This window comes from Emcibacter sp., assembly GCF_048269205.1.
Classification (GTDB): domain Bacteria; phylum Pseudomonadota; class Alphaproteobacteria; order Sphingomonadales; family Emcibacteraceae; genus Emcibacter.
Genome location: NZ_JBLXJC010000007.1, coordinates 1 through 23697, shown reverse-complemented (window position 1 = coordinate 23697; position 23697 = coordinate 1). Strand labels below are relative to the sequence as shown.

Annotated in this window: 13 protein-coding genes and 1 pseudogene; 9 read left to right on the top strand and 5 right to left on the bottom strand. The window is 53.7% G+C overall.

Annotation, left to right across the window (positions count from 1 at the left end; genetic code table 11):
- The first annotated feature begins 194 nt into the window (after window positions 1-194).
- From ACN0YD_RS14950 to ACN0YD_RS14910, 9 genes are all read left to right on the top strand, one after another.
- A complete protein-coding gene (locus tag ACN0YD_RS14950; protein ID WP_417321179.1) occupies window positions 195-1766 on the top strand; it encodes an LVIVD repeat-containing protein in 1572 nt (523 codons plus the stop codon).
- Between the two features lie 254 nt (window positions 1767-2020).
- Window positions 2021-5464, top strand: coding sequence for a pyruvate carboxylase (locus ACN0YD_RS14945; protein WP_417321177.1), 3444 nt, complete (start codon window positions 2021-2023; stop codon window positions 5462-5464).
- A gap of 486 nt (window positions 5465-5950) precedes the next feature.
- A complete protein-coding gene (locus tag ACN0YD_RS14940) occupies window positions 5951-6325 on the top strand; it encodes a hypothetical protein (RefSeq protein WP_417321175.1) in 375 nt (124 codons plus the stop codon).
- A gap of 256 nt (window positions 6326-6581) precedes the next feature.
- Window positions 6582-7259: a response regulator transcription factor gene (locus tag ACN0YD_RS14935; protein ID WP_417321180.1), complete on the top strand. Its 678-nt coding sequence runs from the start codon at window positions 6582-6584 to the stop codon at window positions 7257-7259.
- A gap of 8 nt (window positions 7260-7267) precedes the next feature.
- Complete coding sequence (locus ACN0YD_RS14930; RefSeq protein ID WP_417321174.1) at window positions 7268-8671, top strand: ATP-binding protein; 1404 nt, start codon at window positions 7268-7270, stop codon at window positions 8669-8671.
- A gap of 110 nt (window positions 8672-8781) precedes the next feature.
- A complete protein-coding gene (locus ACN0YD_RS14925; protein ID WP_417321172.1) occupies window positions 8782-9612 on the top strand; it encodes a MipA/OmpV family protein in 831 nt (276 codons plus the stop codon).
- A gap of 189 nt (window positions 9613-9801) precedes the next feature.
- The gene (locus tag ACN0YD_RS14920) at window positions 9802-11205 is read left to right on the top strand and encodes an efflux transporter outer membrane subunit (protein WP_417321170.1); all 1404 of its coding nucleotides are present in this window, start codon (window positions 9802-9804) and stop codon (window positions 11203-11205) included.
- Window positions 11186-12307 (top strand): efflux RND transporter periplasmic adaptor subunit, encoded by a 1122-nt coding sequence (locus ACN0YD_RS14915; RefSeq protein ID WP_417321168.1) that lies wholly within the window; start codon window positions 11186-11188, stop codon window positions 12305-12307. The genes ACN0YD_RS14920 and ACN0YD_RS14915 overlap by 20 nt, the downstream gene beginning before the upstream one ends.
- Window positions 12304-15438, top strand: coding sequence for an efflux RND transporter permease subunit (locus tag ACN0YD_RS14910; RefSeq protein WP_417321166.1), 3135 nt, complete (start codon window positions 12304-12306; stop codon window positions 15436-15438). Before ACN0YD_RS14915 ends, ACN0YD_RS14910 begins: the two co-directional genes overlap by 4 nt.
- Before the next feature lie 221 nt (window positions 15439-15659).
- Here the strand turns inward: ACN0YD_RS14910 and ACN0YD_RS14905 are convergent, their stop codons facing one another.
- The 5 genes and pseudogenes from ACN0YD_RS14905 to ACN0YD_RS14885 form a co-directional block, all read right to left on the bottom strand.
- Window positions 15660-17069 carry an efflux transporter outer membrane subunit gene (locus ACN0YD_RS14905; protein WP_417321164.1) on the bottom strand — a complete coding sequence of 470 codons (1410 nt, stop codon included), beginning with the start codon at window positions 17067-17069 and terminating at the stop codon, window positions 15660-15662.
- A 9-nt stretch (window positions 17070-17078) separates the two neighbouring features.
- Complete coding sequence (locus ACN0YD_RS14900; protein WP_417321162.1) at window positions 17079-20258, bottom strand: efflux RND transporter permease subunit; 3180 nt, start codon at window positions 20256-20258, stop codon at window positions 17079-17081.
- A gap of 21 nt (window positions 20259-20279) precedes the next feature.
- Complete coding sequence (locus ACN0YD_RS14895; protein ID WP_417321160.1) at window positions 20280-21575, bottom strand: efflux RND transporter periplasmic adaptor subunit; 1296 nt, start codon at window positions 21573-21575, stop codon at window positions 20280-20282.
- Window positions 21576-21916: 341 nt separating this feature from the next.
- Entirely contained in the window at window positions 21917-22519 is a 603-nt protein-coding gene (locus ACN0YD_RS14890) for a TetR/AcrR family transcriptional regulator (protein ID WP_417321158.1), read from the bottom strand.
- Window positions 22520-22667: 148 nt separating this feature from the next.
- Window positions 22668-23593, bottom strand: a pseudogene (locus tag ACN0YD_RS14885) (ArdC family protein).
- Window positions 23594-23697 lie beyond the last annotated feature (104 nt).

The following is a 23697-nucleotide window of genomic DNA, read 5'->3' as shown; positions in this document are numbered from 1 at the left end:
CCTTTGCGGGATACTATTCTCCTTAGGGGCGATGGTGATACGCGCGTCCGCCCCAGGACGATCGGCTTGCAGATCGACAGCCGCTTCTGACGGCGAGATAAGGGGGGCGGAAGGAGTTGCCTGCTCGCCACTTTCGCTTATGGTCAGGAGGCGAGCGGCAACGCCTAATCAAGACAGCAAATAGGGAGTAAATAATGATAATCCACGCCTGGACCCGGCCGTTTGCAGCCGCTAGTATTCTGGTTGCCATCATGGTCACTTCGCCCTTCAGCCCCGCGCTGGCGCAAGGGGCCGGCGCCCAAATCGACGAGCCACGGATTCCTGAAAGCGTCGATGTTTTCGACCTGGACCTTGAACAGACCAGAGAACTTTCCCGAAGCTCGAATTTCAAGGTGGTCGGGCACAGTTACCTCAAGGGTCCATGGCTTACTGCCAAGGGCAAGGACCAGGGCACGGGCGTCGGGTTGAACAGCGTCTACGTATACGACGGGATCGCTTATGTTTCCGGATACAGCGATCCGCCCGCTTTCTTCGGGAATCTCATCGTCGATGTGCGTAATCCCAAGGACATGAAGGTATTGAGCTACATCCCGTGCGAACCGGGAGCACGGTGTACCTATCAACGGGTCAACACCAATCGGCACATCCTGGTGACCGGGGCATCCCCCGGCATGCCCAATGCGATTGATGCCAATCCAATCCAGCCTCGCGGGGGAAGAGAAAATGCCAGGGCTGGCCTAAGCTTTACTGATGTCTCCAATCCTAAACGTCCCAAGTCTCTCGGGTTCTTCCTGACCACCATGGGCGGGTCCACCCACGATTTCGCGATCGATGACAACTATGTCTACGCCTGCGCGAGCATGCCCGAGTCCAAGAAGCCGGGAGTAGCTCACCAGGAGGTGGTCATCATCGATTACCGTGACCCCAGGAATCCGAAGCTGGCGGGGCGACTGCATCTTCCCGGACAGCATGTAGGCGAAGAGCATGGCGTCCGCGATCGGTTGAACCCAGATGGCACACCGCAAAAGGTGTGGTGTCAGCAGATCACAATCCACAAGAACCGGCTTTACATCGGTTGGCGCGATGCCGGCCTTGTGGTAGTCGATGTGAACGATCCTTCACAGCCCAAGCTTGTTGGCCAGCTGGATTATGTTCCGCCCTTCAACGGTGGTGCCATGGGGGCAGCCCATAGCGCGGTGCCGGTCGTCGTCGACCCAAACGAGCATCCGGATTTGCTGGTTCTTGCGGACGAGAGCTTTGACTGTCCACCGGGCATCGGGCGGATCGTCGATGTGTCCGATCTCAAGAACCCGGAGGTTGAGGCAGGGGTTCGGGATGCCAACCTCCAGATCATTTCCAGTTATCGTATCCCGCACGTCAGCGATGTGTATGACTTCGACAAAGGGAAGTTCGAGTGCCTGACGAGTTCTGGGGATGCCGATCTCGATGCTGAGCATAAAGGCGGTCAGCAGTCGGTCCACTTGCCTTGGATCGACCACCGCTCGCCGAGCCTCTTTTACCAGACCTGGTACGACCAGGGCGTTCGGGCGTGGGACATCTCCAATCCGTTCCTGCCACGGGAGGTGGGATATTACCTGCCCCCAAAATATGCATCCTTCGGATATGTTGACCGGCAAACCCGGGAGGTGTTCCAGGACCCGGATACCAATCTCATCTACGTCACCGATGGTAACGGGGGTGGGCTCACGGTTCTCGAGTGGACAGGACCGATTCCGGAGCATCCTCCCATACCGGGAGCGCGGTAATTTCCTGTGAGAATCCGGAGTTCCTGACGGTAACGTTCCGCTCAACTTCAAAGTGATTCGGCGGGCTTGACCATCGATGGAGCAGAAGGGGGCCGCCGTCCCAGCGGCCCCCTTCTGCACGGGTTGATTTATTGAATAAAATGACATGCGGAGGTCAATGTTATGCCCCCTGCTTCGCACATATTATTTTTGGGTAAACTATAGATCGATATTGGAAACCATAATCTACCCTATCGATATTGTGGGATATAGCCATGAAACCGATTAATCGTCTCCTCGTATCTAACCGAAGTGAAATCGCAATTCGCGTGTTTCGCGCCGCTACGGAACTGGGCATTCGCACGGTCGCGATCTACGCGGAGGAAGACAAGCTTTCACTGCACCGCTTCAAGGCGGACGAGGCCTATCATCTTGGCGATGGCGCGGGGCCGATCGCGGCTTATCTCGATGGTGAACGAATTATCGAGATCGCGAGGAAGGCGGGCGTGGACGCGATCCATCCGGGCTATGGGTTTTTGTCGGAGAATCCCGCTTTTGCTGAAGCCTGTGAGGCGGCAGGAATTACCTTCATCGGCCCATCGCCGGAAACGATGCGCAGTTTGGGCGACAAGGTGTCCGCGCGACATATCGCGAAGAAGGCGGGTGTGCCGGTGGTTCCCGCAAGCGAACCGCTGCCCAGCGATGAGAATGAGATCAAACGGATAGCGGCGGGCATCGGCTATCCGCTGATGCTGAAGGCGAGTTGGGGAGGCGGCGGGCGCGGCATGCGTCCGATAGAGAAAGAGGTGGGCCTGATAGAGGCGGTCAACTCCGGCAAGCGCGAGGCGAAAGCGGCATTCGGACGCGACGAGGTCTATCTCGAAAAGCTGATCCGCCGCGCGCGCCATGTCGAGGTGCAACTACTTGGCGACTCTCATGGCAACCTCTTTCATCTGTTCGAACGTGACTGCTCGATCCAGCGGCGTAACCAGAAGGTAATCGAGCGCGCACCCGCACCCTATCTCGACGAGGCAACGCGCACCCGATTATGTGAAGCCGCGCTGAAAATCGGCAAGGCTACCGATTATGTCGGCGCGGGCACGGTCGAGTTTCTGATGGATGAGGAAAGCGGCGCTTTCTATTTCATCGAGGTCAACCCGCGTATTCAGGTCGAACATACCGTCACCGAGATGGTGACTGACATCGACATTGTGAAGGCGCAGATCAGGATTGCCGAAGGTGGTCATCTGGGGGCTGCCGAAGAAACCGGCGTTCCGCCGCAGGGTGAAATCCGCCTGAAAGGTCATGCCTTGCAATGCCGTGTGACGACCGAAGACCCGGAAAACAACTTCATACCCGATTATGGCCGCATCACCGCCTATCGCGGCGCGTTCGGCTATGGTGTGCGCGTTGATGGCGGCACCGCCTATTCCGGGGCTGTGGTGACACGACATTACGACCCGCTGCTGGAAAAGGTGACCTGCTGGGCACCTGCGCCAAGCGAAGTAGTGGCACGCATGGACCGGGCATTGCGCGAATATCGTATTCGTGGGGTGACGACGAATTTGGCCTTCCTTGAAAATGTGCTGGGACATCCGGACTTCATCGCCAATCGTTACACGACGAAGTTCATTGACGAGACGCCGGGATTGTTGAGCCTTGGCAAGCGGCGCGATCGTGCAACCCGGTTGCTCACCTATATCGCCGACGTGTCCGTCAACGGCCATCCCGACGTGAAGGGCAGGGCGAGACCGCCTGCCCATGCGCGCGTGCCCCAGGTGCCGGAAGTGCCTACGGGATCGCCAGCCGATGGCACGCGCCAGATATTGGAGCGTGACGGTGCGGTCGGGCTTGCCCGCTGGATGCGCGCACAACCTCAAGCGCTCATCACCGACACGACGATGCGCGATGCGCACCAGTCCTTGCTCGCGACGCGGATGCGCAGTGCGGATATGGTGGCCGTTGCGGAAAGCTACGCCCATATGGTGCCGCAACTCCTGAGCCTCGAATGCTGGGGCGGAGCGACCTTCGACGTTGCGATGCGCTTTCTCTCGGAAGACCCGTGGGAGCGGCTGGACGCGATCCGCGAGAAAGCGCCCAACCTCCTGACGCAGATGCTGCTGCGCGGCGCCAATGGCGTGGGCTACACCAACTATCCCGATAACGTGGTGCGGCATTTCATCGCGCAGGCGGCCAAAGGTATCGACATATTTCGCATCTTCGATTGCCTGAACTGGGTCGAGAATATGCGGGTCTCCATCGACGCAGTGGTGGAGAGCGGCAAGGTGGCGCAGGGCGCGCTTTGCTATACTGGCGACATACTCGATCCGGAGCGCGCGAAATACAGCCTCGACTATTATGTCGATCTGGCCAAGCAGCTTGAGGTGGCCGGATGTCAGATGCTCGCCGTCAAGGATATGGCAGGCCTGCTGAAGCCGGCGGCGGCTACGGTGCTGTTCAAGGCCTTGCGTGATACGACCGATCTTCCGCTGACGCTGCATACCCATGATACCTCGGGCGCGGCGGCTGCGACATTGCTCGCTGCGATCGATGCGGGCGCGGACAGCGTCGATGCCGCGATGGACGCGATGTCGGGCACGACGTCTCAGCCCTGCCTGGGCGCGGTCGTAGAGGCGTTGCGCAATACGCCCAGGGACACTGGGCTGGATCCGGCCGCGATCCGCGAGCTCAGCTTCTACTGGGAGGCGGTGCGCGCCCAATATGCGGCGTTCGAGAGCGACCTGCGCTCGGGTGCGTCGGAAGTCTATCTGCACGAGATGCCGGGCGGGCAGTTCACCAACCTCAAGGAACAAGCAAGAAGTCTCGGCCTCGATACGCGCTGGCACGAGGTGGCGCGCGCTTATCATGATGCGAACATGCTGTTCGGTGATATCGTCAAGGTGACGCCGTCGTCCAAGGTGGTGGGTGACATGGCTCTGATGATGGTTGCGCAGGACCTGAAGTCTGAAGATGTCTTCGATAAGGGACAGGATATCGCGTTCCCAGCATCCGTGGTCGAGATGTTGCGCGGTGACCTGGGGCAGCCACCGGGCGGCTGGCCAACTGATCTGCAAAAGCGCGTGCTCGGTGACGAGACGCCAATCACAGTCCGTCCGGCCAGTCTGCTGGGTGAGCAGGATCTCTCTGCCATGCGGTTAGAGGCTGAAAAGCAGTGCGGACGCAGCTTGAGCGAAACCGAGTTTGTAAGCTATCTCATGTACCCCAAGGTGTTCACCGCCTATGCCAATGCGCGGCGTAAATATGGCCCCGTCGCCGTGTTGCCGACGCCGGTCTATTTTTACGGCATGCTGCCGGGCAACGAGGTGAATGTCGAGATCGAACGCGGCAAAACGCTGATAATCAGCCTTACCGCCATCGGCGAGACCGAGGAAGACGGCAGCGTGCGTGTGTTCTTCGAGCTTAACGGCCAGCCGCGCGTCATCACAATCGCCGACCGCAAGTCCGCCCGTGCCGCCATCGCGCGGCGCTTGGCCGATCCTGCCGACGAAAACCACGTCGCCGCGCCGATGCCCGGCGTGGTGGCCACTCTTGCCGTTACGCAGGGTCAGCAGGTCAGGGCGGGTGACCTCCTCCTCACCCTGGAAGCGATGAAAATGGAAACCGCGATCACCGCGCCCAAGGATGGCACCATTGCCGAAATTGCCGTCAAGGCCGGCCAAGCTGTCGATGCCAAAGAGCTGCTGGCGGTGATGTTTTGAAATAACGGTAGAAGCTACTCATGCTGGAACGTTATAATTTAGTCCAGACTTTGGCAAAAGGATCTTCTGATAGTGCCCCAATATGGGTGGAAATTTGGAAAGGCTATCATTAACAAAATTTAATGTGTCAGCAACCCTGAGAAAAGCTGGAAGTCTTTATCCTTTGTTTTTTTTGTTCAAATCAAACGAAAGGAGAAGTGATATGATAGCGATTACATCCACAGTAAAAACAACAATCGCTGCCACAGGCATTGCCCTTATGTGCTACTCCGGCAAGCGCTGCTGATAATCATGCGCTTAGTAAGGTGATCCAGAAAATCGAGCAAACCCATAATGCTAAAACCTTTGAGATTGAGGTTACAGAATATAACGATCGACCTGTTTATGAAATTGAGACACTGCATAATGGTGAGTTTTATGGATCCTTTGCGATATGCCTGAACCAGTTTATGGAAAACCATATAAATCCGCAAAGTGGCCAAAATAATGACGTTGCCTTCATCATTTTCCACCGACCAGATCCGGGAACAGCTCGAACGCATTCTCGACAGCGATCTTTTTACCAACAAGAATCGCCCCAAAAGATTTCTTGATTATGTGGTGAGTGAATCCCTGGAAGGCCGTGAACATCTGCTCAAAGGTTATACTCTGGGTATTGAAGTATTTGACAAGGATGACGATTTTGATCCCCATGCAGACGCCATTGTCCGGGTGGAAGCCGGCCGGCTGCGCCGCCTGCTGGAACATTATTATCTGGAAGAAGGCGCTAGCGACCCGATCCATATTAGCCTGCCCAAGGGAACCTACGTCCCTCAGGTGGAGGAAAACCCCCAAAAAAAGAGCGAAAGCCATATGCTTTAGATGAAAAGGAGGAAACTGTGTTTTGGACTCCTTTAAATGACGCTTAAAACGAGCTTTGGCACAGACAAGAATATCTCCGTGGTAGGCTATATAAGCAGTTTCCGAAGAAAGGAGCTCGCCAATTGAAGAAGTAAGCTTTAAAATTGATAATAAATAAGAGCTCTTTTGAGGTCACTTTTGAGGACGGTGTACAGTAGATGGCATGTCCGGCGATGTGCAAAAGATCTAGCTTAAAATGAAAGAAAGTGAGGTTTTGTTGCGCATTTTAGTTGTAGAAGATGATGAAACAGTTCGATCTTATATCCTGAAAGGATTAAGCGAACATGGTCATACGGTCGAGCAGGTGGGCTCTGGTCGTGATGGTCTATTCATGGCGGCAACGGAAGAATTTGACGCTATTGTTCTGGATCGTATGCTTCCTCCTCCGGATGGAATGACAATTCTAAAAACACTACGCGCCAGTGGAATTCAAACCCCTGTGTTGATTTTAAGCGCATTGGGGGATGTTGATGATCGCGTAGAAGGCTTAAAGACCGGTGGAGATGATTACCTGATTAAACCGTTTCAGTTTTCCGAATTGATGGCACGGCTTGAGGTCATTGCCAAACGCCATAACCCTAGGCAGTCAGCAGAGACCACACTGAAGGTCGCGGACCTGGAATTGGACTTGCAGAAACATAAAGTCACAAAGAACGGCCAGACCATAGAATTTCAACCACGTGAATTTCGTTTGCTGGAATATATCATGCGGAATAGAGGTAAATTGGTGACACGCACAATGCTGCTGGAACAGGTTTGGGATTATCATTTCGATCCGGAAACCAATGTAATAGATGTACATATCAGTCGAATTCGCAGCAAGATTGATGATAAGGGAAAAGCATCCTTCATAGAAACGGTGCGCGGCTCTGGCTATATTTTTAGAGAAAATTAGGGTGTTTTATGCAACTCGGCGCATTGATTAGCAATGTTCGCAATCTGGCCATTCTTTATACGGGCGTATTGATCATTGCCGTTTGTGTGGTGGGCAGCTTTTTGTATATCTCTTATCAAGGCAATACTTATACGGAAACACAAGCCGCATTAAAGGCCGATATTCACGGTTTTATTGATGTTTATCACTTCTCCGAAAATCCAGAGGCGGCACTTCGCAAGGCCGTTGAGCAGCGCCTGAAAAGCCGGGATATCAGCAGCTTTTATTTGTTGAGTGACAAAAATGGAAACCGCATAACCGGCAACCTGCATACAGTGCCTAGCGTTACGGAGAATCAAGACGGCGATTTTAATCTTTACGAGATTCCTTATAGTGAGGTGATTGGCAATGCACCGGAACAAACGGATGCATTTTTTCCGCATTATGATGTTATAGCCAAAACGCTCACATTGGGTGATGGTATGAGCCTGCTTGTCGGGCGCGATGTTGATGCGTTTCAAACTCTTAATATGGCTATTATGGGGGTGGCCTGGATTGCAACTGCCTTGGTTTGCTTGATGGCGCTTATCGGGTTTTTGATGGGGGCCATGATTTTGAAACGCATGCGCTTGATTCATCAAACTGCAGATACGGTTATTAAAACAGGCAAGCTTTCTGCGCGTATTCCCGCTGAACATACAACAGGCGATTTTAAGCCGCTTGCCAATACTTTCAACAACATGTTGGAGCGCATTGAAGATTTGGTCGCAGGCATACGGCAAGTTTCAGACAATATCGCTCATGATCTACGCACCCCGCTAACACGGTTAAGTCATCATATCGAGGCCCTCAAAAAAGGAGAAAGCGACGTTAGCATTGATGATATCGCTGATGAAGCAAACCGCATTATTGCAACCTTTAATGCTCTTTTGCGTATTGCCAATATCGAGCATGGAAAGCGGCGTTCAGCATTTGGCAACGTGGATCTAAAGGCACTTTTAAATGATTTATATGAATATTATACGCTGCTGGCACAGAAAAAAAATATTACGCTGAATATAGCTTTACCTATGGTTCTCCCCCCTATAGTGGGAGATAAAGACCTTTTGTTTCAGGCGTTTTCCAATATGACTGAAAATGCGATGAAATTTACTCCCAAAGACGGTCAAATTACGATTCAGGCTCTCAATAAGGATGAAAAAATACACATCGTATTAACAGATACAGGATCTGGCATCCCTGATGAGGACAAGACACAAGTGTTTCGGCGATTCTACCGCGTGGAAGACAGCCGCCATACACCTGGAAACGGCCTTGGACTGGCGCTTGTAAAAGCCGTTATAGATTTACACAAAGCGCAAATTTCTCTGGAAGACCATACTCCCAGTGGCTTATCCGTCACAGTGGTCTTTTCTAACATTGCCAATCCTTAATTTGCTCTCAACCTGTCAGTTAGACACAACCACCTAAGCTGCATTTGTTCAATCGCCCTTTAAAGTATTTTTGGCGAGTGGAAGGCTAAATAACATTGAAAGGAAATGCCATGAAAAAACTTATGGTAGCTTCGCTCGCGGCTTGTACAATATTGGGAAGTACCGCAGCATATGCAGAAGAACGCGGCAGGGAAAATTCCCCATTCGTTTACGATGAGGAAGAAATGGGAACACGCAATTGGAAAGATTGGGATGTGACAGTCGGAATCGCCGGTGAGTATAGCCCTGTTTCTCCAGGTGTTGATAAAAGAAAGTTTGATGTTTTACCCTATGTCGATATTGAATACAAAGATCGTTACTTTTTGAATTTTGAAAGAGGCTTGGGCGCGTACCTTCTGCGCTCGGATGATGAGTTTGAATATGCTTTGGGTGCTGCTGTAGGATATGCCGAAGGTCGGGATGAATCAGATGCCAGAGTGGAATTAGACGGGCTGGGTGATATCAAGGCGACAGCAGAAGCTGTTCTTTTTGCCGAAGTTGAAATAGGATTTATTGAAGTCGAGCTTGAGGTCGCGAAAGCTTTTGGCGGTCATGATGGCTTAACTGTGGAGCTTTCTGCTGGCATTGATGCGCCTTTGACAGACCGCTTGTTTGTCGGTGTAGAGCCGTTTATTGCTTATGCCGATAAGAAGTACACCCAGAGCTATTACGGTGTATCTTCTTCACAAGCTGCAAATTCTGCGACTTACAGCAAATATGATGCCGGTGGCGGCTTTGAAAGCTACGGCGTTGAACTGGAAGCAAATTACAAAATTACACAAAATTGGTCTGCCATAATCTCTACCAGCTATACAAGATTGCTAGGCGATGCCAAAGATTCTCCGATTGTTGATAATAAAGGGTTCTTTAGTGTCGACATGGGATTTGCCTACACATTCTAATCTAACACTTTTTCATTTGTTCTCCCCCACACTAGAAACCGGCTTCATCCACAGGTCGGTTTTTAGGCGCTGGTTGCCGGTTGATCAAGCAGGCAAAATGACAAACGTACTTCACTCAAAACTGTAACCTTTCCAGAAATTAATGTTTTGCTCACCCAATAGTGAGAGAGCGTTTATTAGAGTTAGAGCATGATATTAAAATATGCACCATTAGCTATATGTCTCTTACTATTACCGGCATGTTCCGTGATTTCAGCCACGGATCGGCCTGATTATTCTGCGCGCATGCCAGAACATTTCTTTAGTGCCGATGAAACGGTGAATACCGGTTCTATATATTGGTCACAAAGTTTCAGTGATGCGGTTTTACAAAAGGGTATTGAGGCACTTAATGCACAAAATTTTGAACTCGAAGCTGCCCGTGCGCGAGTAGAACAAGCCGCAGCCAGTTATGGTATAGAACGGGCTGATCTGTTCCCTAACGTCGATGTCACAACTGATTTTGAACGCAAACGGGAAAAAGAGGATGGCGGATCATCGGAGACAAGCAGTGTCATTTCCTTTGGGGGGGCGCTGAATTGGGAGTTGGATATCTGGGGGCGTTTACGTGCAGGAAAAAAAGCGGCAAGCCTCAGCGTTGAACAACAAAAAGCCCTGGTTGATCAAACAGCACTTAATTTAAGCACTGTTCTGGTGGAAAGCTGGATTACTCATCATACAGCCTCCAAGCTGGAAATGATTTTGCAGCAACAAAAAACAACAAATACACAATTTTTAGAGCTTACAGAACTACGTCTTGAACAAGGGCAAGGAAGCGCACTTGATGTTCTCCAACAGCGTGGGCGTTTAGCGGCAGCCAAACGTGAGATCCCTTCTGTTCAGGCCGATAAGATCAAGGCTGCCAACGCCTATGATGTTTTGCTGGGGCAAATTCCTGATGGACAGGCATTGCCGCTTGAAAGATGGCCGGATATAAAACCGTTTACCTCTCTCCCCACCTCCAAAGAACTCATGGAAAGTCGTCCCGATATTCGGGCAGCTTTCCTTGCTCTTTTGGCGGCAGATCAGGATGTTGCCGCAGCGATTGCCGACCGCCTGCCGAAGCTTTCTATCGGACTGAATTACAGTATTACAGGCAATACACTTTCCAATATTGGTGATGGACAAATTGTGAGTTTTGCCGCCGGTTTGCTTGCTCCGATTTTTGATGCCGGGCGGCGCAAAGCCGAAGTATCCCGCCGTGAGGCTATGGTTAAAGAAGCCCTGGCAGACCTTGAACAATCCGTGCTGGTTGCTGTGCAGGATATTGAGAATGGGTTAAGCCGCGAACGGGCGTTGTTTAAAGAGAGAACTTTACTGAACGCAGAAATCTCTATCGCCCAGCAAACCGTGAGCAAAGCCAAGCTGCGCTACGTCAACGGGCAAGAGAATTATTTAAGCGTTCTGAATGCGCTGGAAAATCTGCAAAACCTGCATAAACGTGAAATTGATCTGCAACGTGACTTGTTGATCAACAGGGCAAGAATCTTGAAAGCCTTTGGTGCGAGATGGAATCTAAAAAAAGGGGATATGAATGAAATACCCGAAACATAAACGCTGGCTTGCACCTGTGATTCTGATTACAGGTTTGATAATAGCTGTTTTGCTGATGGCCAGTAAAGAAGATGAACTGCCTTCCGCTTTGCTTTCAAAACCGTTGACGGTTGAGGTCATAAAAGCGCAACGCAGTACAACACAGCTTGATGTTCCGGCCTGGGGATTGGTAGAGCCGCGCGAACAAGTTGATATTCGTCCGCAAGTTGAAGGCTCTATCGTTTCGGTTTCTGATCATATTGTCGCAGGTGCAGCCATCAAACAGAGGGATGTTTTATTTATCATTGATCCTCGTGATTTTGAAAATCGCTTAGCCGAAGCCGAAGCCACTTATGAACAAGCCAGGCAAGCCCTTGAAATTGAAAAAGGGCAGCAAAAGATTGCCCGTGCAGAATATAAATTGCTGCAACAAAATGACAGCACCATAACAAGCAATGCTTTAGCGCTTCGGCAGCCACAATTAAAAGAGCGAGAAGCAGCACTGAGTATGGCAAAAGCGCAATTACAACAGGCAGAGCTTGATCTGGAACGCACAACGCTTAAGGCGCCGTGTGACGGTCAAATCATGAAAGAAAATATCGCTGCCGGACAATATGCGGAAAACGGCACAATTGCGTTGAGTGTGGCTTGTACAGAGAGCTATCATATCACCGCATCTTTCCCCTCTGACTATAGCGTTGATGCTACAAAGCAAAAAGCCGTAGTTACAATCAACGACAAGGCATATCCGGCAACCTTGAAAGCTGTCTTGCCGCAAATTGATCCGGATACGCGACAAAAACAGGCTTTGGTGTCCGTGTCCGATGTGGTCTTGCCGTTAGGATATTATGCTGCCGTAACCCTTCCCGGTCTTGAGTTTCAAAATGTCATCCCTTTACCAAAAGCTGCGTTAAGAGCAAATAACACGGTCTGGATTTTAACAGCGGACAATACGCTAGATATTCGTTCAGTGACGCTTGCGGCGCAAAATGACGAACGGATTTTTGTCGTTAGCGGGCTGGAAGATGGCGTGCAGGTTATCCTATCTCATATCGCATCGCCCCTAAAAGGTATGGAGCTTCGCCTTCCTGAAACCGAACAGAAACAGGATGATGCGTTATGAATAAATTTTTAGAGAACATTCTACAGCGCCATGTGGTTGCCAATATCTTGATGGCTGGTTTCATTGTTGGCGGCTTGTTAAGCGCACAATCAATCCGTCAGGAAGTTCTACCCACCACCCAATCCAAAACCGTGGAAGTTTCTGTCGCATTTGACGGAGCGCAACCTGCGGAAATTGAAAACGCCATTCTGCTACCGATTGAAAATGCTGTGCGAGGCATGGAAGGCCTTAAAAAGGTTCAGGGGGTTGCACGTGAAGGATTTGGCACTGTCACACTGACATTGGTTCGGAGTGCCAATCCAGATCTAATGCTGGGTGAGATCAAAAATGCGATAGACCGTATCGAAACCTTCCCATTGGATGTAGAAGAACCGGTTGTGAGCATCCCCGCAGAGATTGAGAAAGTTATGTCACTGATCGTATCCGGTGATCAGCCATTGCTCTGGTTGCGGCAAACGGCAGAAAATATCCGCGATGATCTTCTTACTGAGCAAGGGTTAACCAAAGTTCAACTGGCAGCACCGCGTGAGCTGGAAATCACAGCCGAAATCAGTGAAAAAACGCTACGCGCACATGGTTTGTCATTGGATGATGTTGCCCTTCGCATTCAAGATACAGCGCAGGATTTAGCCGGTGGCACGATTTATACGCCGCAGGCTGATATTGCATTGCGTACGAATGAGCGCCGCGAATTGGCGCACGAATTTTCAGATATTATAATCAAGGAAACAGAGACAGGTTTACCTCTAAGGCTTTCGGATGTCGCTAAATTACAAGACGGTTTTGGAAACTCTCCGATTGAAGCCTGGTATAACGGCAAACCAGCGATTCAGATTGACATTTTTACGGCCGGAGCAGAAACACCGACCTCAGTTGAAAAAGTTGTCAAAGATTACCTCCCTAGTGCAACGCAGAGATACAAAGGCGTTTCTTTAGATATTTTTGAAAATGACGCGCAAACCTATCGTGACCGTCTCAGCTTGCTCATTAACAATGCTTTTTTAGGGTTGGTGCTGGTGATGATTGTGCTTGCGCTTTTCCTCACACCGCGTCTGGCATTTTGGGTGATGATGGGAATTCCCACCTCGCTTTTAGGCGGGTTGATGCTTTTGCCGCTGTTTGGCGTAACGATTAACGAGATCTCATTATTTGCCTTTATCGTCACCATTGGCGTGGTGGTAGATGATGCCATTATGCTGGGTGAAGCCATTCACACCAACCGCAGTAAGGGCATGGATAATTTAAGGGCTGCGGTCAAGGGGCTTAAAGAAATGGGCGTGACGATTTTGCTGGCAGTCAGCACAACCATGCTTGTCTTTATGCCTATGTTTTTTATTCCAAGACCAATAGGAACGATGATGGAACAAATACCGGCTGTGGTAGTGTCGGTCTTGCTGGTTTCCCTGATTGAATGCCTTTTTGTTCTCTCAACACATCTGGCACAGGATTCCCCCCAACGTCCTTGGCTTAAAACTTTGTCCCGTCCGCAGGAAAGGGTCAATGCATGGCTGGAGAATTTTACCCGTGAAACGTTCCGCCGCTTTGTCCGTATGACATTGTTACGCCCGATGGCAATAATTTGCCTGGCCTTATCCCTATTGTTTATTACGTTTTCTGCAACTGTCAGCGGCATGATTGGCTTCATTTTTACTCCGCCCGTACAATCTGACACGGTTATTGCCCATGCAACACTTCCCTATGGTTCACCAAAGGCACAGTCCATTGCCATTCAGGACAAAATGGTCAAGGACGCGCAGGCCGTATTCGCAGAATCGGGCATGAGAACATCCGGCATTTTCTCTTTAATCGGTGTGCGTCTTGATGAGGGAGAAATTGAAACAGAATCTCTAGCGGGATCACATTATATATCAGTACTGGCCGCTCTGCCGCCCGAAGATGAACGGGTGATAAACGGAATAGAATTTGCGCGGCAATGGCAAGAACGATTTGGTGATCCCGGTGGGCTTGAAGCATTGACCTTTACCGGTGAAACGAACGTAACCGGCGGAGAGCCGATTCAAATGGAGCTTTTCCATCCGGATGAAGCTGTAGCGCGTGAAGCTGCATTGAAACTAGGTGAACGTATGCGATCTGTTGCAGGTCTAATATCGATTGATGATGGTTTGCGTGCTGGCAAACCTGAATTAAAGATCAAACTCAAAGATAATGCCGTACAAATGGGATTAACGGCAGGTGATATTGCAAGGCAAGTCCGACATCGTTTTTATGGCGCAGAAGCCCTGCGTATTTCTCGAAACGGTAACGATGTTAAGATAGTGGTACGCCTTCCTGAAAAAGAACGCCAGCAACGCAGCGCCCTTGATAATGCGCTGATTAAAACACCCGGCGGATATTTGGTGCCACTAACAGAGCTTGTCACAATTACATCCGGGCAAAGCACCACTACGCTTGCCCGGCGTGATGGAAAGCGCATTTACCCTGTGGCAGCCGATATTATGATCGGGGTCAGCGATGATGCTGTGGCGAACGTACTGGAATATAGTTTGGTCCCGCAAATACTGACGGAATATCCTGGACTTACAGTTGAATTTGCCGGAGATGAAGAAGAAACCGATGGATCAATGGAGGTATTGGGCAACGGTTTTTTGATTACGCTTTGCATCATGTATGCTTTGTTGGCGCTGCGATTTAATTCTTATGTGCAACCGCTTCTGGTTCTCTCTGTCATTCCGTTTGCATGTATTGGAGCTGTATGGGGGCATATCATGATGGGATATGACATTTCCATTATCTCCATTATCGGCATTATTGCAATGGCCGGAGTGGTGGTAAATGACTCTTTGGTACTGGTTACGGCTTACGGCCGTTTTCGCATGCAAGGAGTAGCGCATGTCAGAGCAATCACCGAGGCAACGTGTAGCCGATTGCGCCCCATTCTTTTAACAACCCTGACAACCTGCCTTGGCCTAACGCCAATGATGCTTGAAACATCTGAACAAGCGCAATTCCTCATTCCTATGGCTGTTTCGATGACCTTCGGCCTTGGGTTTGGAACGTTTATTGTTCTGTGTTTGATGCCAGTTTTATTGCGGTTGTTCGGTCATAAAAAAAATGCCGAGCATGAAGCAATACCCTTGCGTGGAACTACGCTACCCAGCGAACAAATATGACTGAGGTAACATTTAAACGTGCCGTATTGTCGGTTTCTCGGATATGATTAGACAGTGGTCACTATGTTCATGGTGTCTGTGTCAATTGACTGCATCAGTGATTGCATGCCTCCACAACTAACATAGACCCCTTATCATTCAACAGAGCATTTTCATTTAGTAATTGAGGGTTTCCATTGGTAGCAGACCTCCGCTACCAAATTCCATTATCTAAATTTGGCTTACGACTGTCGCCAGTTTCCGCCGAGGGCGCGGAAGAGGTCTATCTGCGCGTCGGTGATGCGGGCGTCCGCCAGGGCCAGGTCGGCTTGGGTTTCGGCGAAGCTGCGTTCGGCATCCAGCGTGGTCAGCCCGTCAATCTGGCCCTCGCGCTGCTGCGCGCGGGTGATGTTGACGGCGATCTGTGCCTGATCCCGTGCCGACTGCAGATGCGCGCGCCGTTCCAGAAGCCTGGTGTAGTTGGAGAGGGCGCCTTCCACTTCTTCGATGGCCTGCAGGACCGTCCCGTCAAATTCGGCCAGGGCGGCCTGGCTGTCGGCCCTGGCGGCGGCGATCCGCGCGCGGGCCGCTTCCTGGTTGGGGAAGGACCAGCTGACGAAAGGGCCAATCGCCCAGCGGAAGGCGCTGCTGGTGAACATGTCCTCCACGTTGGCACTTGTGGAGCCGATACCGCCACCCAGGCTGATGCGCGGATACAGCTCTGCCGTTGAGACGCCGATGCGCGCTGTGGCGGCGGCCAGCCGCCGTTCCGCCGCGCGGATGTCGGGCCTGCGGGCCAGCAGTTCTGTTCCGTTGCCCACAGGGATAGGCCGGTCCAGCCGCAAGGTGGTCACGCGCGTGGCGGCAATGGTGGGCAGGCTTTCCGGCGTACGACCCGTCAGGGTGGCCAGACGCAGAAGGGCAGCCTGGCGTTCTGCCGCGATGGCGGGAATTTCTGCCCGGCGCTGATCCCGCAAAGCGGTGATGCGCGCGGCATCCAGCTCTTCAGCCAATCCTTCCAGTGTACGTTTCCTGGTGATGGAAACGGAGTCATCCAGCAAGGCGACGATATGTTCGGCGACACTCAGGCGTTCGGCTGCCGATGCCGCGTCGGCGTAGGCGCGCGCGGTTTCGGCGACCACGGCCACACGCACGGCGTCAGCATCAGCCTGCGTCGCCGCGAGGTCGCCACGCGCGGCTTCAATGCTGCGGTTGATGCGGCCAAATAGGTCAACCTCATAAGCGACGTTGAGCCCGGCATCAAACCGCCAGTCCTCGCGCTCCGCTCCGGCGCCGGCGTCGGCAGTGCTGGTGCGTCGGTAGTCGGCACTTGCACCGATATCGGTTTGCGGCAGGCGGTTGCTGCCTTCACCGCGCAGCAGGGCGCGCGCCCTGGCCACGCGCGCGGCGGCCACGCGGATGTCGGTATTCGCGGCGAGCGCATCGGCGATCAGCTGGTCGAGCACGGGATCGTCATAAAGCTGCCACCAGCTATCCGCCGCAGGCGCCGTGATGTCCACGGCGGCGCTGCTGGTTTGGAAGGGGCCGGACAATGCCTTTGAGGGGAGGGGGACGACATAGTCCGGCCCCGAGGCGCAGGCGGTCAAGGCCAGCGCTGAAGCTGAAAAGAGAAGAGAACGCATGATACGCATCGAATGCTCCTATTCGGCGGGCTGGTGTGACGTCTCACCCGCATCACCACGCTTGCGCAGCTTTGCGAGCCGGTCACCAGCGGCCCGGCAGACAACATAGAAAGTCGGCGTGAAGATGAGGCCAAAGCCGGTCACTCCCGCCATGCCGTAAAATACCGCCGTGCCCAGGGCCTGACGTAGCTCGGCACCCGCCCCGGTGGCGATCACCAGCGGCAAGGAACCCAGGATGAAGGCAAAGCTGGTCATCAGGATGGGGCGCAGGCGCTGCTCGGCCGCATGCACGGCGGCATCAATGGTCGAGAGGCCGTGCAACTCCTCACCCTGCCGGGCGAACTCCACAATCAGGATGGCGTTCTTCGCGGCCAAGGCGATCAACACCACAAGGCCGATTTGTGTCAGCACGTTATTGTCCATCCCGCGCAGGTTCACACCCGTCATCGCGGCCAGAAGGCACATGGGCACGATCAATATGATCGCCATGGGCATCACCAGGCTTTCATACTGTGCGGCCAGCACCAGGAAGACGAGGAAGACAGCCAGGCCAAACACCAGCCCGGCGGTATTGCCTGCCGTCTGCTGTTGGTAGGCAATGCCCGTCCATTCAGAGCTGAAGCCGCGCGGTAGCGCTTCGTCCGCAATCTGTTCGATCTTTGTCAATGCCTTGCCGGTTGACGTACCGGGCGCCGTATCGCCATCCACCGCCACGGCGGGCAGCAGGTTATAGCGTTCCACGCGGTATGGCCCCGCCTTGTCGCTGAAATTGGCGATGGAACCGAGCGGCACCATCTCGCCCGTCGAAGAGCGGGTCTGCAGATTGGCGATGTCTGACGGTGTGCGGCGGAAGGGGGCGTCGGCTTGTGCGATTACCCGGTAGGTGCGGCCCAAGAGGTTGAAGTCGTTGACGAAGGCCGAGCCCAGATAGACTTCCAGCGTTTCAAACACTTTTTCGGGGGCGACACCCAGCAGTTCGGCCTTGTCACGGTCGATATCCGCATAGACACGCGGTGTCCCCGTATCAAAGAAGGTGTAAACGGTTTGCAGGCCTTCGGTCTGGTTGGCGCGGCCGATCAGGCCGTAGGCTACGTTCTGCATGGCGCGGTAGCCCTGACCCTCACGGTCCTGGATCATGAGGCGGTAGCCACCGGCGGAGCCGATGCCGCGAATAACGGGCGGGGTGACGACCAGCAGCCGCGCTTCGGTAATGTCAGCTGTTGCCATGCGCGCCTGGTTTATCAGCTTTTTCAGCGGCTGGCCATGCTTGGCGCGTTCCTCGAAATCATCCAGTACCCAATAGGCGGCAGCGGACGAGGCGGCGCGCGTTTCCGACGGCCCGTCAAAGCCCGAGAGCATGACGGTGCCGGTCACACCCGGGATCTTGAGCACGCGGTCGGCAACCTTTTTCATCACCTCGTCCGTGCGCGCGGTGGAAGACCCGGCGGGCAGCTGAATGACGGTCAGGAAGTAGCCCTGGTCCTGCGCGGGGATAAAGCCTGTGGGCGTGGCCCACAGCGCAAAGCCGGTGAGCGCGATCAATCCCACATAAGTCGCCATCATGGTTTTCGGACGGCGCACCAGCCTGTTGGTGAGGTTGGCGTATCCTTTACTAAAGCGTGCAAAGCCACGGTTGAAGGCATCACCCGCTGCCTCGATGGCGCGGTGAATACGGGCCCCTTCGGGTGCTGGCGTGCGATGGCGCAGCAAAAGGGCCGCGAAAGCCGGAGAAAGCGTCAGCGACAGCACCAGCGAAATGACCGTGGCGGCGGAAATAGTGACGGCGAACTGCTGATAGAACGCACCGGACAAGCCACCAATGAAAAGTGTCGGCACGAACACGGCGCAGAGCACCAGCACAATGGCGATCAGCGCGGCCGCCACTTCATCCATGGATGTGCGTGCCGCTTCCAGGGGTGACATGCCCTGTTCCAGATTACGCTCGACGTTTTCCACGACCACGATGGCGTCATCCACCACGATGCCGATGGCGAGCACCAACCCGAAGAGTGACAGGTTGTTGAGCGAATAGCCCATGGCCGCCAGCACGGCGAAAGAACCGATGAGGGAGACCGGAATGGCGATGATCGGAATGAGCGCCGCGCGCCATTTCTGCAGGAAGACGATGATGACGAGGACGACGAGCAGAATGGCTTCAAAGAGCGTATCCACCACGGCGTCAATCGACTTTTCGATGAACTCGGTCGGGTTATAGACGATGCGGTATTCCAAACCGGCCGGGAAACCCTTCGAGATGGTCTCCATTTCCGCCTTGATGTTCTCCGCCGCTTCCAGGGCGTTGGAACCCGGGCGCTGGAACGCCGGAATGATCACGGAATCCAGCTCACTCAGATAGGCAGATGTGCCGTAATCCTCAGCCCCCAGTTCCACGCGGGCGACATCGGCCACGCGCACCTGGCGTCCGTCGGCATCCGTGCGGATGATGACGTCGGCAAACTGCTGCGGGTCGGTAAAGCGGCCCTGTGTTTCCACGTTCAGTTGGAACGCATCGCCACCGGAGGGCGGCTGGCCGAGCGTACCGGCGGCGACCTGCACGTTTTGGGCACGCAGGGCAGCAACGATGTCACCCGCCGTTAGGTCCAGGGCGGCAGCACGGTTGGGATCGATCCACACGCGCATGGCCAGTTCGCGCGAACCGAAAAGCTGCACATCACCCACGCCGTCAAGCCGCGCCAGCCTGTCCTTGATGCGTGTCTGCGCGTAGTTGGACATATAGGCGCGGTCGCGCGAGCCGTCGGGCGAGATCAGATTGACGACCAAAAGGAAGTCCGGCGTCGTTTTCTTGGTGACGACGCCCAGGCGCTGCACTTCCTGCGGTAGGCGGGGCAGGGCGACCGCGACGCGGTTTTGCACCAGCACCTGGGCGGAATCGAGGTCCGTGCCCTGCTTGAATGTCACGGTTACAACCGCGCGGCCATCGCCCGTTGACTGTGAGGAGATGTAGAGCATGTCCTCAACGCCGTTGACTTCCTGCTCGATGGGGGTGGCGACGGTTTCGGCCACTGTTTCGGCGGAGGCACCGGGATAGGATGCACTGATCGTTACCGTGGGCGGCACGACCTCGGGATATTGTGAAACAGGCAGGAAGAAATAGGCAATCCCGCCAATCACCGTGATCAGCACTGCGATTACCGCGGCGAAGATCGGTCGGTCGATGAAGAAGCGTGAAAAACGCATGTTGAGTCTCCGGATTGGGGGTCAGCGGGTAAAGGTGGCTTCGCCGGGCAGCGACATGGTCGTCAGTGGTACCGCCTCGCGGGTAACAGGGGTGATTTCGCCGGGCTCTGTCTGCACCTGCATGCCGGGGAAGGCCATCTGCACACCCTTGATGACCACGAGGTCATTCGACACAAGCCCGGCCCGCACGACACGCAGGCCGTCAATCACCGGGCCAAGGACGACCGGCTTGCCGCGTACGGTCCCGTCATCCGCGACCACCAGCAGAACCTTTTGTGCCTGATCGGTCTGCACTGCTGTGTCGGGCACCAACAGCGCCATCTGGCTGCCATTGGATGACAGACGCATCTTGCCGAACATGCCGGGGGTCAAAAACAAGTCCGGGTTGTCCAGCACGGCGCGGGCGCGAATAGTGCCCGAGCGCGGGTTCAGTCCGTTATCCACGAAGTCCAGCGCGCCTTGCCAGTTATAGTCGGTTTCGTCCTGCAGGCGGATTTCAACCGGGGACCCAGCATCCGCGCCCCGGCGCCTGGCCTTCAGGTAAAGCGCTTCCGAGCCCTCGAAAGTGAAGTAAATCGGGTCGAGCGAATTGATGGTGGTGAGCAAGGTGCCGTCTGCGCCTTTGCTGGCGGACACGAGATTGCCGACATCAATACGGCGGTCGGATACACGGCCGCTGATGGGGGCCCGCACCGTGGTGAATTCAACATCAAGAGCCGCCGCGCGAACCTCGGCCTTGGCTGCTGCCAGGTTCGCGGCGGCGACTTGCGCACGTGCCCTCAAGCGGTCCAATTCGCTTTGGGAAACGGCGTGGGAATCGATCAGGCGCTCGGCGCGGCCTAGATCAGTCTTGGCCAGTTCCAAATCGCTCTTGGCGGCGGCCACACCGGCGCGCGCCTGGGCGAGAGTTGCTTCAAAGGGGCGCGGGTCGATGGTGAACAAGGGCGCGCCTTCTTCGACCGGCTGACCGTCTGTGAAATGTAGTTCGGTAATCTGACCGGACACGCGGGGGCGTACTTCGACAGCGCGGCTGGCTTCGAAACGGCCGATATAGGTATCCCATTCTGTGACTTCCCGCTGCAACGGGGTGGCGACGGTAACCGGCGGCATTTCCGCGGCGGCTGGAGGCGGCGTGCCCGCGCGCATTACAACATAGGCCACGGCGATGGCAATCAGCGGCAGGACCGACCAGCCCAAATAGCGCCAGCGGCTTTTGCGCGGTTTCGCTTGATCCGCAGAGAGAGAAAAAGATTTTCCTTCGATAGGGGATTTGCCGTCGCCAGACGATTTGCCTTCAATGGGGGAGTGGATGTTCATGTCGCTGCCTTCCGGGGTACCTTTGTGCAATATGCAAAAAACTATTCCCGGAATACGAAGAGTCCGGGTGATGTATATCAATTTGTTGACTGTTTGTGGGCGAACGGTGGGCTGCTCGTCCTTTAGTCGTGAACTTTAAAACATACCGTATGGTCAGAAAGTGTCAGGAGACACGGCAGTAGTGATTGGCCTCTGTCTGCCTGATATCAAATTCTATACTGATCAGTATGTAAAGTGATTGGTCCGGCGTCAAGGATTATTTTATACCGATTGATATATTTTGCGGCGCAGTAGAGGTAATGAGCGACTGCAGCATGAAAAGATATTTAAAAAACAAGTGGTTAGCGTCCGGGCCACATGGTGAGGGTTGTTTCCACTACACGCTCGAGTTCTGCGCGTGTCGCCCCGGCGCCGGCCTGTACCGACATGCCTTGCAGTACCGCGATGAGATATCGGGTAAGCGCTTCGGCATCGACCGACTCGTCAAAATCGCCGTTTTTTGCGGCTTGTTTCATCCGGTCAATAAGAGCAGCTTGGACATTGCGTCCACGCTTGACGACTTCCTCACGCAGGGAGGCGGCTTCGCTGCCGCAGGGCGTTGAAATGATGACGCGCAGGCAACCGCGCGGCTGATCTTGGCCGGAACAGGTTTCAAGCGCACCTTCCAGGAGGTGCTTTGCCACGCCGTGCGCGGTAGGGGCTTTCATGGCGCTGCCGACATAGGCCAGCTTTTCGCGCTCATAAAGATCAAACGCCTGGCGAAAGAGGGATTCCTTGTTGCCGAAAGCGGCATAGAGGCTAGGGCGGGTGATACCCATGGCCTCCGTGAGGTCGGTCAGGGACGTGCCTTCATAGCCCTTTGTCCAAAACACGTGCAACGCCGTTGCCAATGCCGCATCGACGTCGAATTCCCGGGGTCTGCCGCGTGTCGTCAAGATTTCCATATCGATTGATATATAATACTTTAGGGACCGTTCGTCCAGTGCTTCGTCAGTTTTTAGGGCTACAGTCTTTTTCGATCAGTGACTTTTCATGCTTCAAAAAAGGAAAGGCCCCGCGGAACGCGGGGCCGAGAAATTTGGCCCTTTTTGTCTATCTAGGGCCTGAAGTCTCTTTTTGAAGTTGATGCAGATAATCGACGGCCTTCTGGGCTTCCTTTGCAGCTCTGAATACGGCCTTCTTGTCATTCCTGAGGGCTTTCAACCATGACTGAATGTAGGCGGGATGGTGTCCAGCCTTGGTTGTGGGGTAACAGATAGCCCGCTGCACAAGAAAGCAGCTCCCAGCTCGGCAATAAGTTCTTCAAAGGCATATTTCTGATCTCCGAACTTTTCTCCCTTGTCTCGGTTTAGGCGATGCTCTGCACCGCTCCAATGGGTGAGCTCATGCAGGATTGTGCTGTAACATCCTTCCGTGGCGCTGCTATATTCCGTCTCCGTAAACAGATCTCGAGACGGAACAAAGATCCGATCCAGGGTAGGGGAGTAATAGGCTCTGTTTCCTCCATGAGAAATATGCGCTTCCGTGCCGGCAATAAACTGCTCAACTTCCTCCATGTCAGTCACCGGGCAGCGTGTATTTCCTTCTTCTGCATCTTGTTTGCCTTCTGCTCCGGCCCAGTCCTCTACCTGGTCGGCATTAAAGACCCGACTGGCCCGGGCAAAATGCCGGGTGACAAGTTCTGTGTCTCCGGGAACGGCTTCTCCGTTGATCATTTTGTTTTCTTCCCGTTCAAACGCTTTGTAGAAAATAACAAAGGAAGATTTGCTGCCTTTCTTGATCTTGGCGCTTTGTTGTTTCCACTGCTTGAAGGTGCCCCAGCAAGGTGAACTGAAACCCCTCAGATAGGCCTCTACCCACAGGTTGAGGATATTGATCCCCTGATAGTAGTTTCCGGTATGGGCGTTCACGGGCAGGGACAGGCCACTGCTCCAGGGTAGGCTGCAACTGATGCTGCCTTGCTCGAGAGCTTCCACAATTCTGTTGGTGACAGTCTGATAAATATCGATGTTGGTCATGGTCTTCAGTCCTGTAAGGTGCTGGTTTGGACTTGTCTTAAAAAAGTGGACAGGACCGTGCTCTTTAGGCGGCTAATTTCTCATAGGCCACTGGGCTGATATTG

Coding starts and splice junctions, on each gene's coding strand:
- ACN0YD_RS14905 (WP_417321164.1), bottom strand. CDS start 17,069: ATGCGTATCATGCGTTCTCTTCTCTTTTCAGCTTCAGCGCTGGCCTTG.
- ACN0YD_RS14920 (WP_417321170.1), top strand. CDS start 9,802: ATGATATTAAAATATGCACCATTAGCTATATGTCTCTTACTATTACCG.
- ACN0YD_RS14890 (WP_417321158.1), bottom strand. CDS start 22,519: ATGGAAATCTTGACGACACGCGGCAGACCCCGGGAATTCGACGTCGAT.
- ACN0YD_RS14945 (WP_417321177.1), top strand. CDS start 2,021: ATGAAACCGATTAATCGTCTCCTCGTATCTAACCGAAGTGAAATCGCA.
- ACN0YD_RS14915 (WP_417321168.1), top strand. CDS start 11,186: ATGAAATACCCGAAACATAAACGCTGGCTTGCACCTGTGATTCTGATT.
- ACN0YD_RS14900 (WP_417321162.1), bottom strand. CDS start 20,258: ATGCGTTTTTCACGCTTCTTCATCGACCGACCGATCTTCGCCGCGGTA.
- ACN0YD_RS14940 (WP_417321175.1), top strand. CDS start 5,951: ATGACGTTGCCTTCATCATTTTCCACCGACCAGATCCGGGAACAGCTC.
- ACN0YD_RS14930 (WP_417321174.1), top strand. CDS start 7,268: ATGCAACTCGGCGCATTGATTAGCAATGTTCGCAATCTGGCCATTCTT.
- ACN0YD_RS14910 (WP_417321166.1), top strand. CDS start 12,304: ATGAATAAATTTTTAGAGAACATTCTACAGCGCCATGTGGTTGCCAAT.
- ACN0YD_RS14895 (WP_417321160.1), bottom strand. CDS start 21,575: ATGAACATCCACTCCCCCATTGAAGGCAAATCGTCTGGCGACGGCAAA.
- ACN0YD_RS14925 (WP_417321172.1), top strand. CDS start 8,782: ATGAAAAAACTTATGGTAGCTTCGCTCGCGGCTTGTACAATATTGGGA.
- ACN0YD_RS14950 (WP_417321179.1), top strand. CDS start 195: ATGATAATCCACGCCTGGACCCGGCCGTTTGCAGCCGCTAGTATTCTG.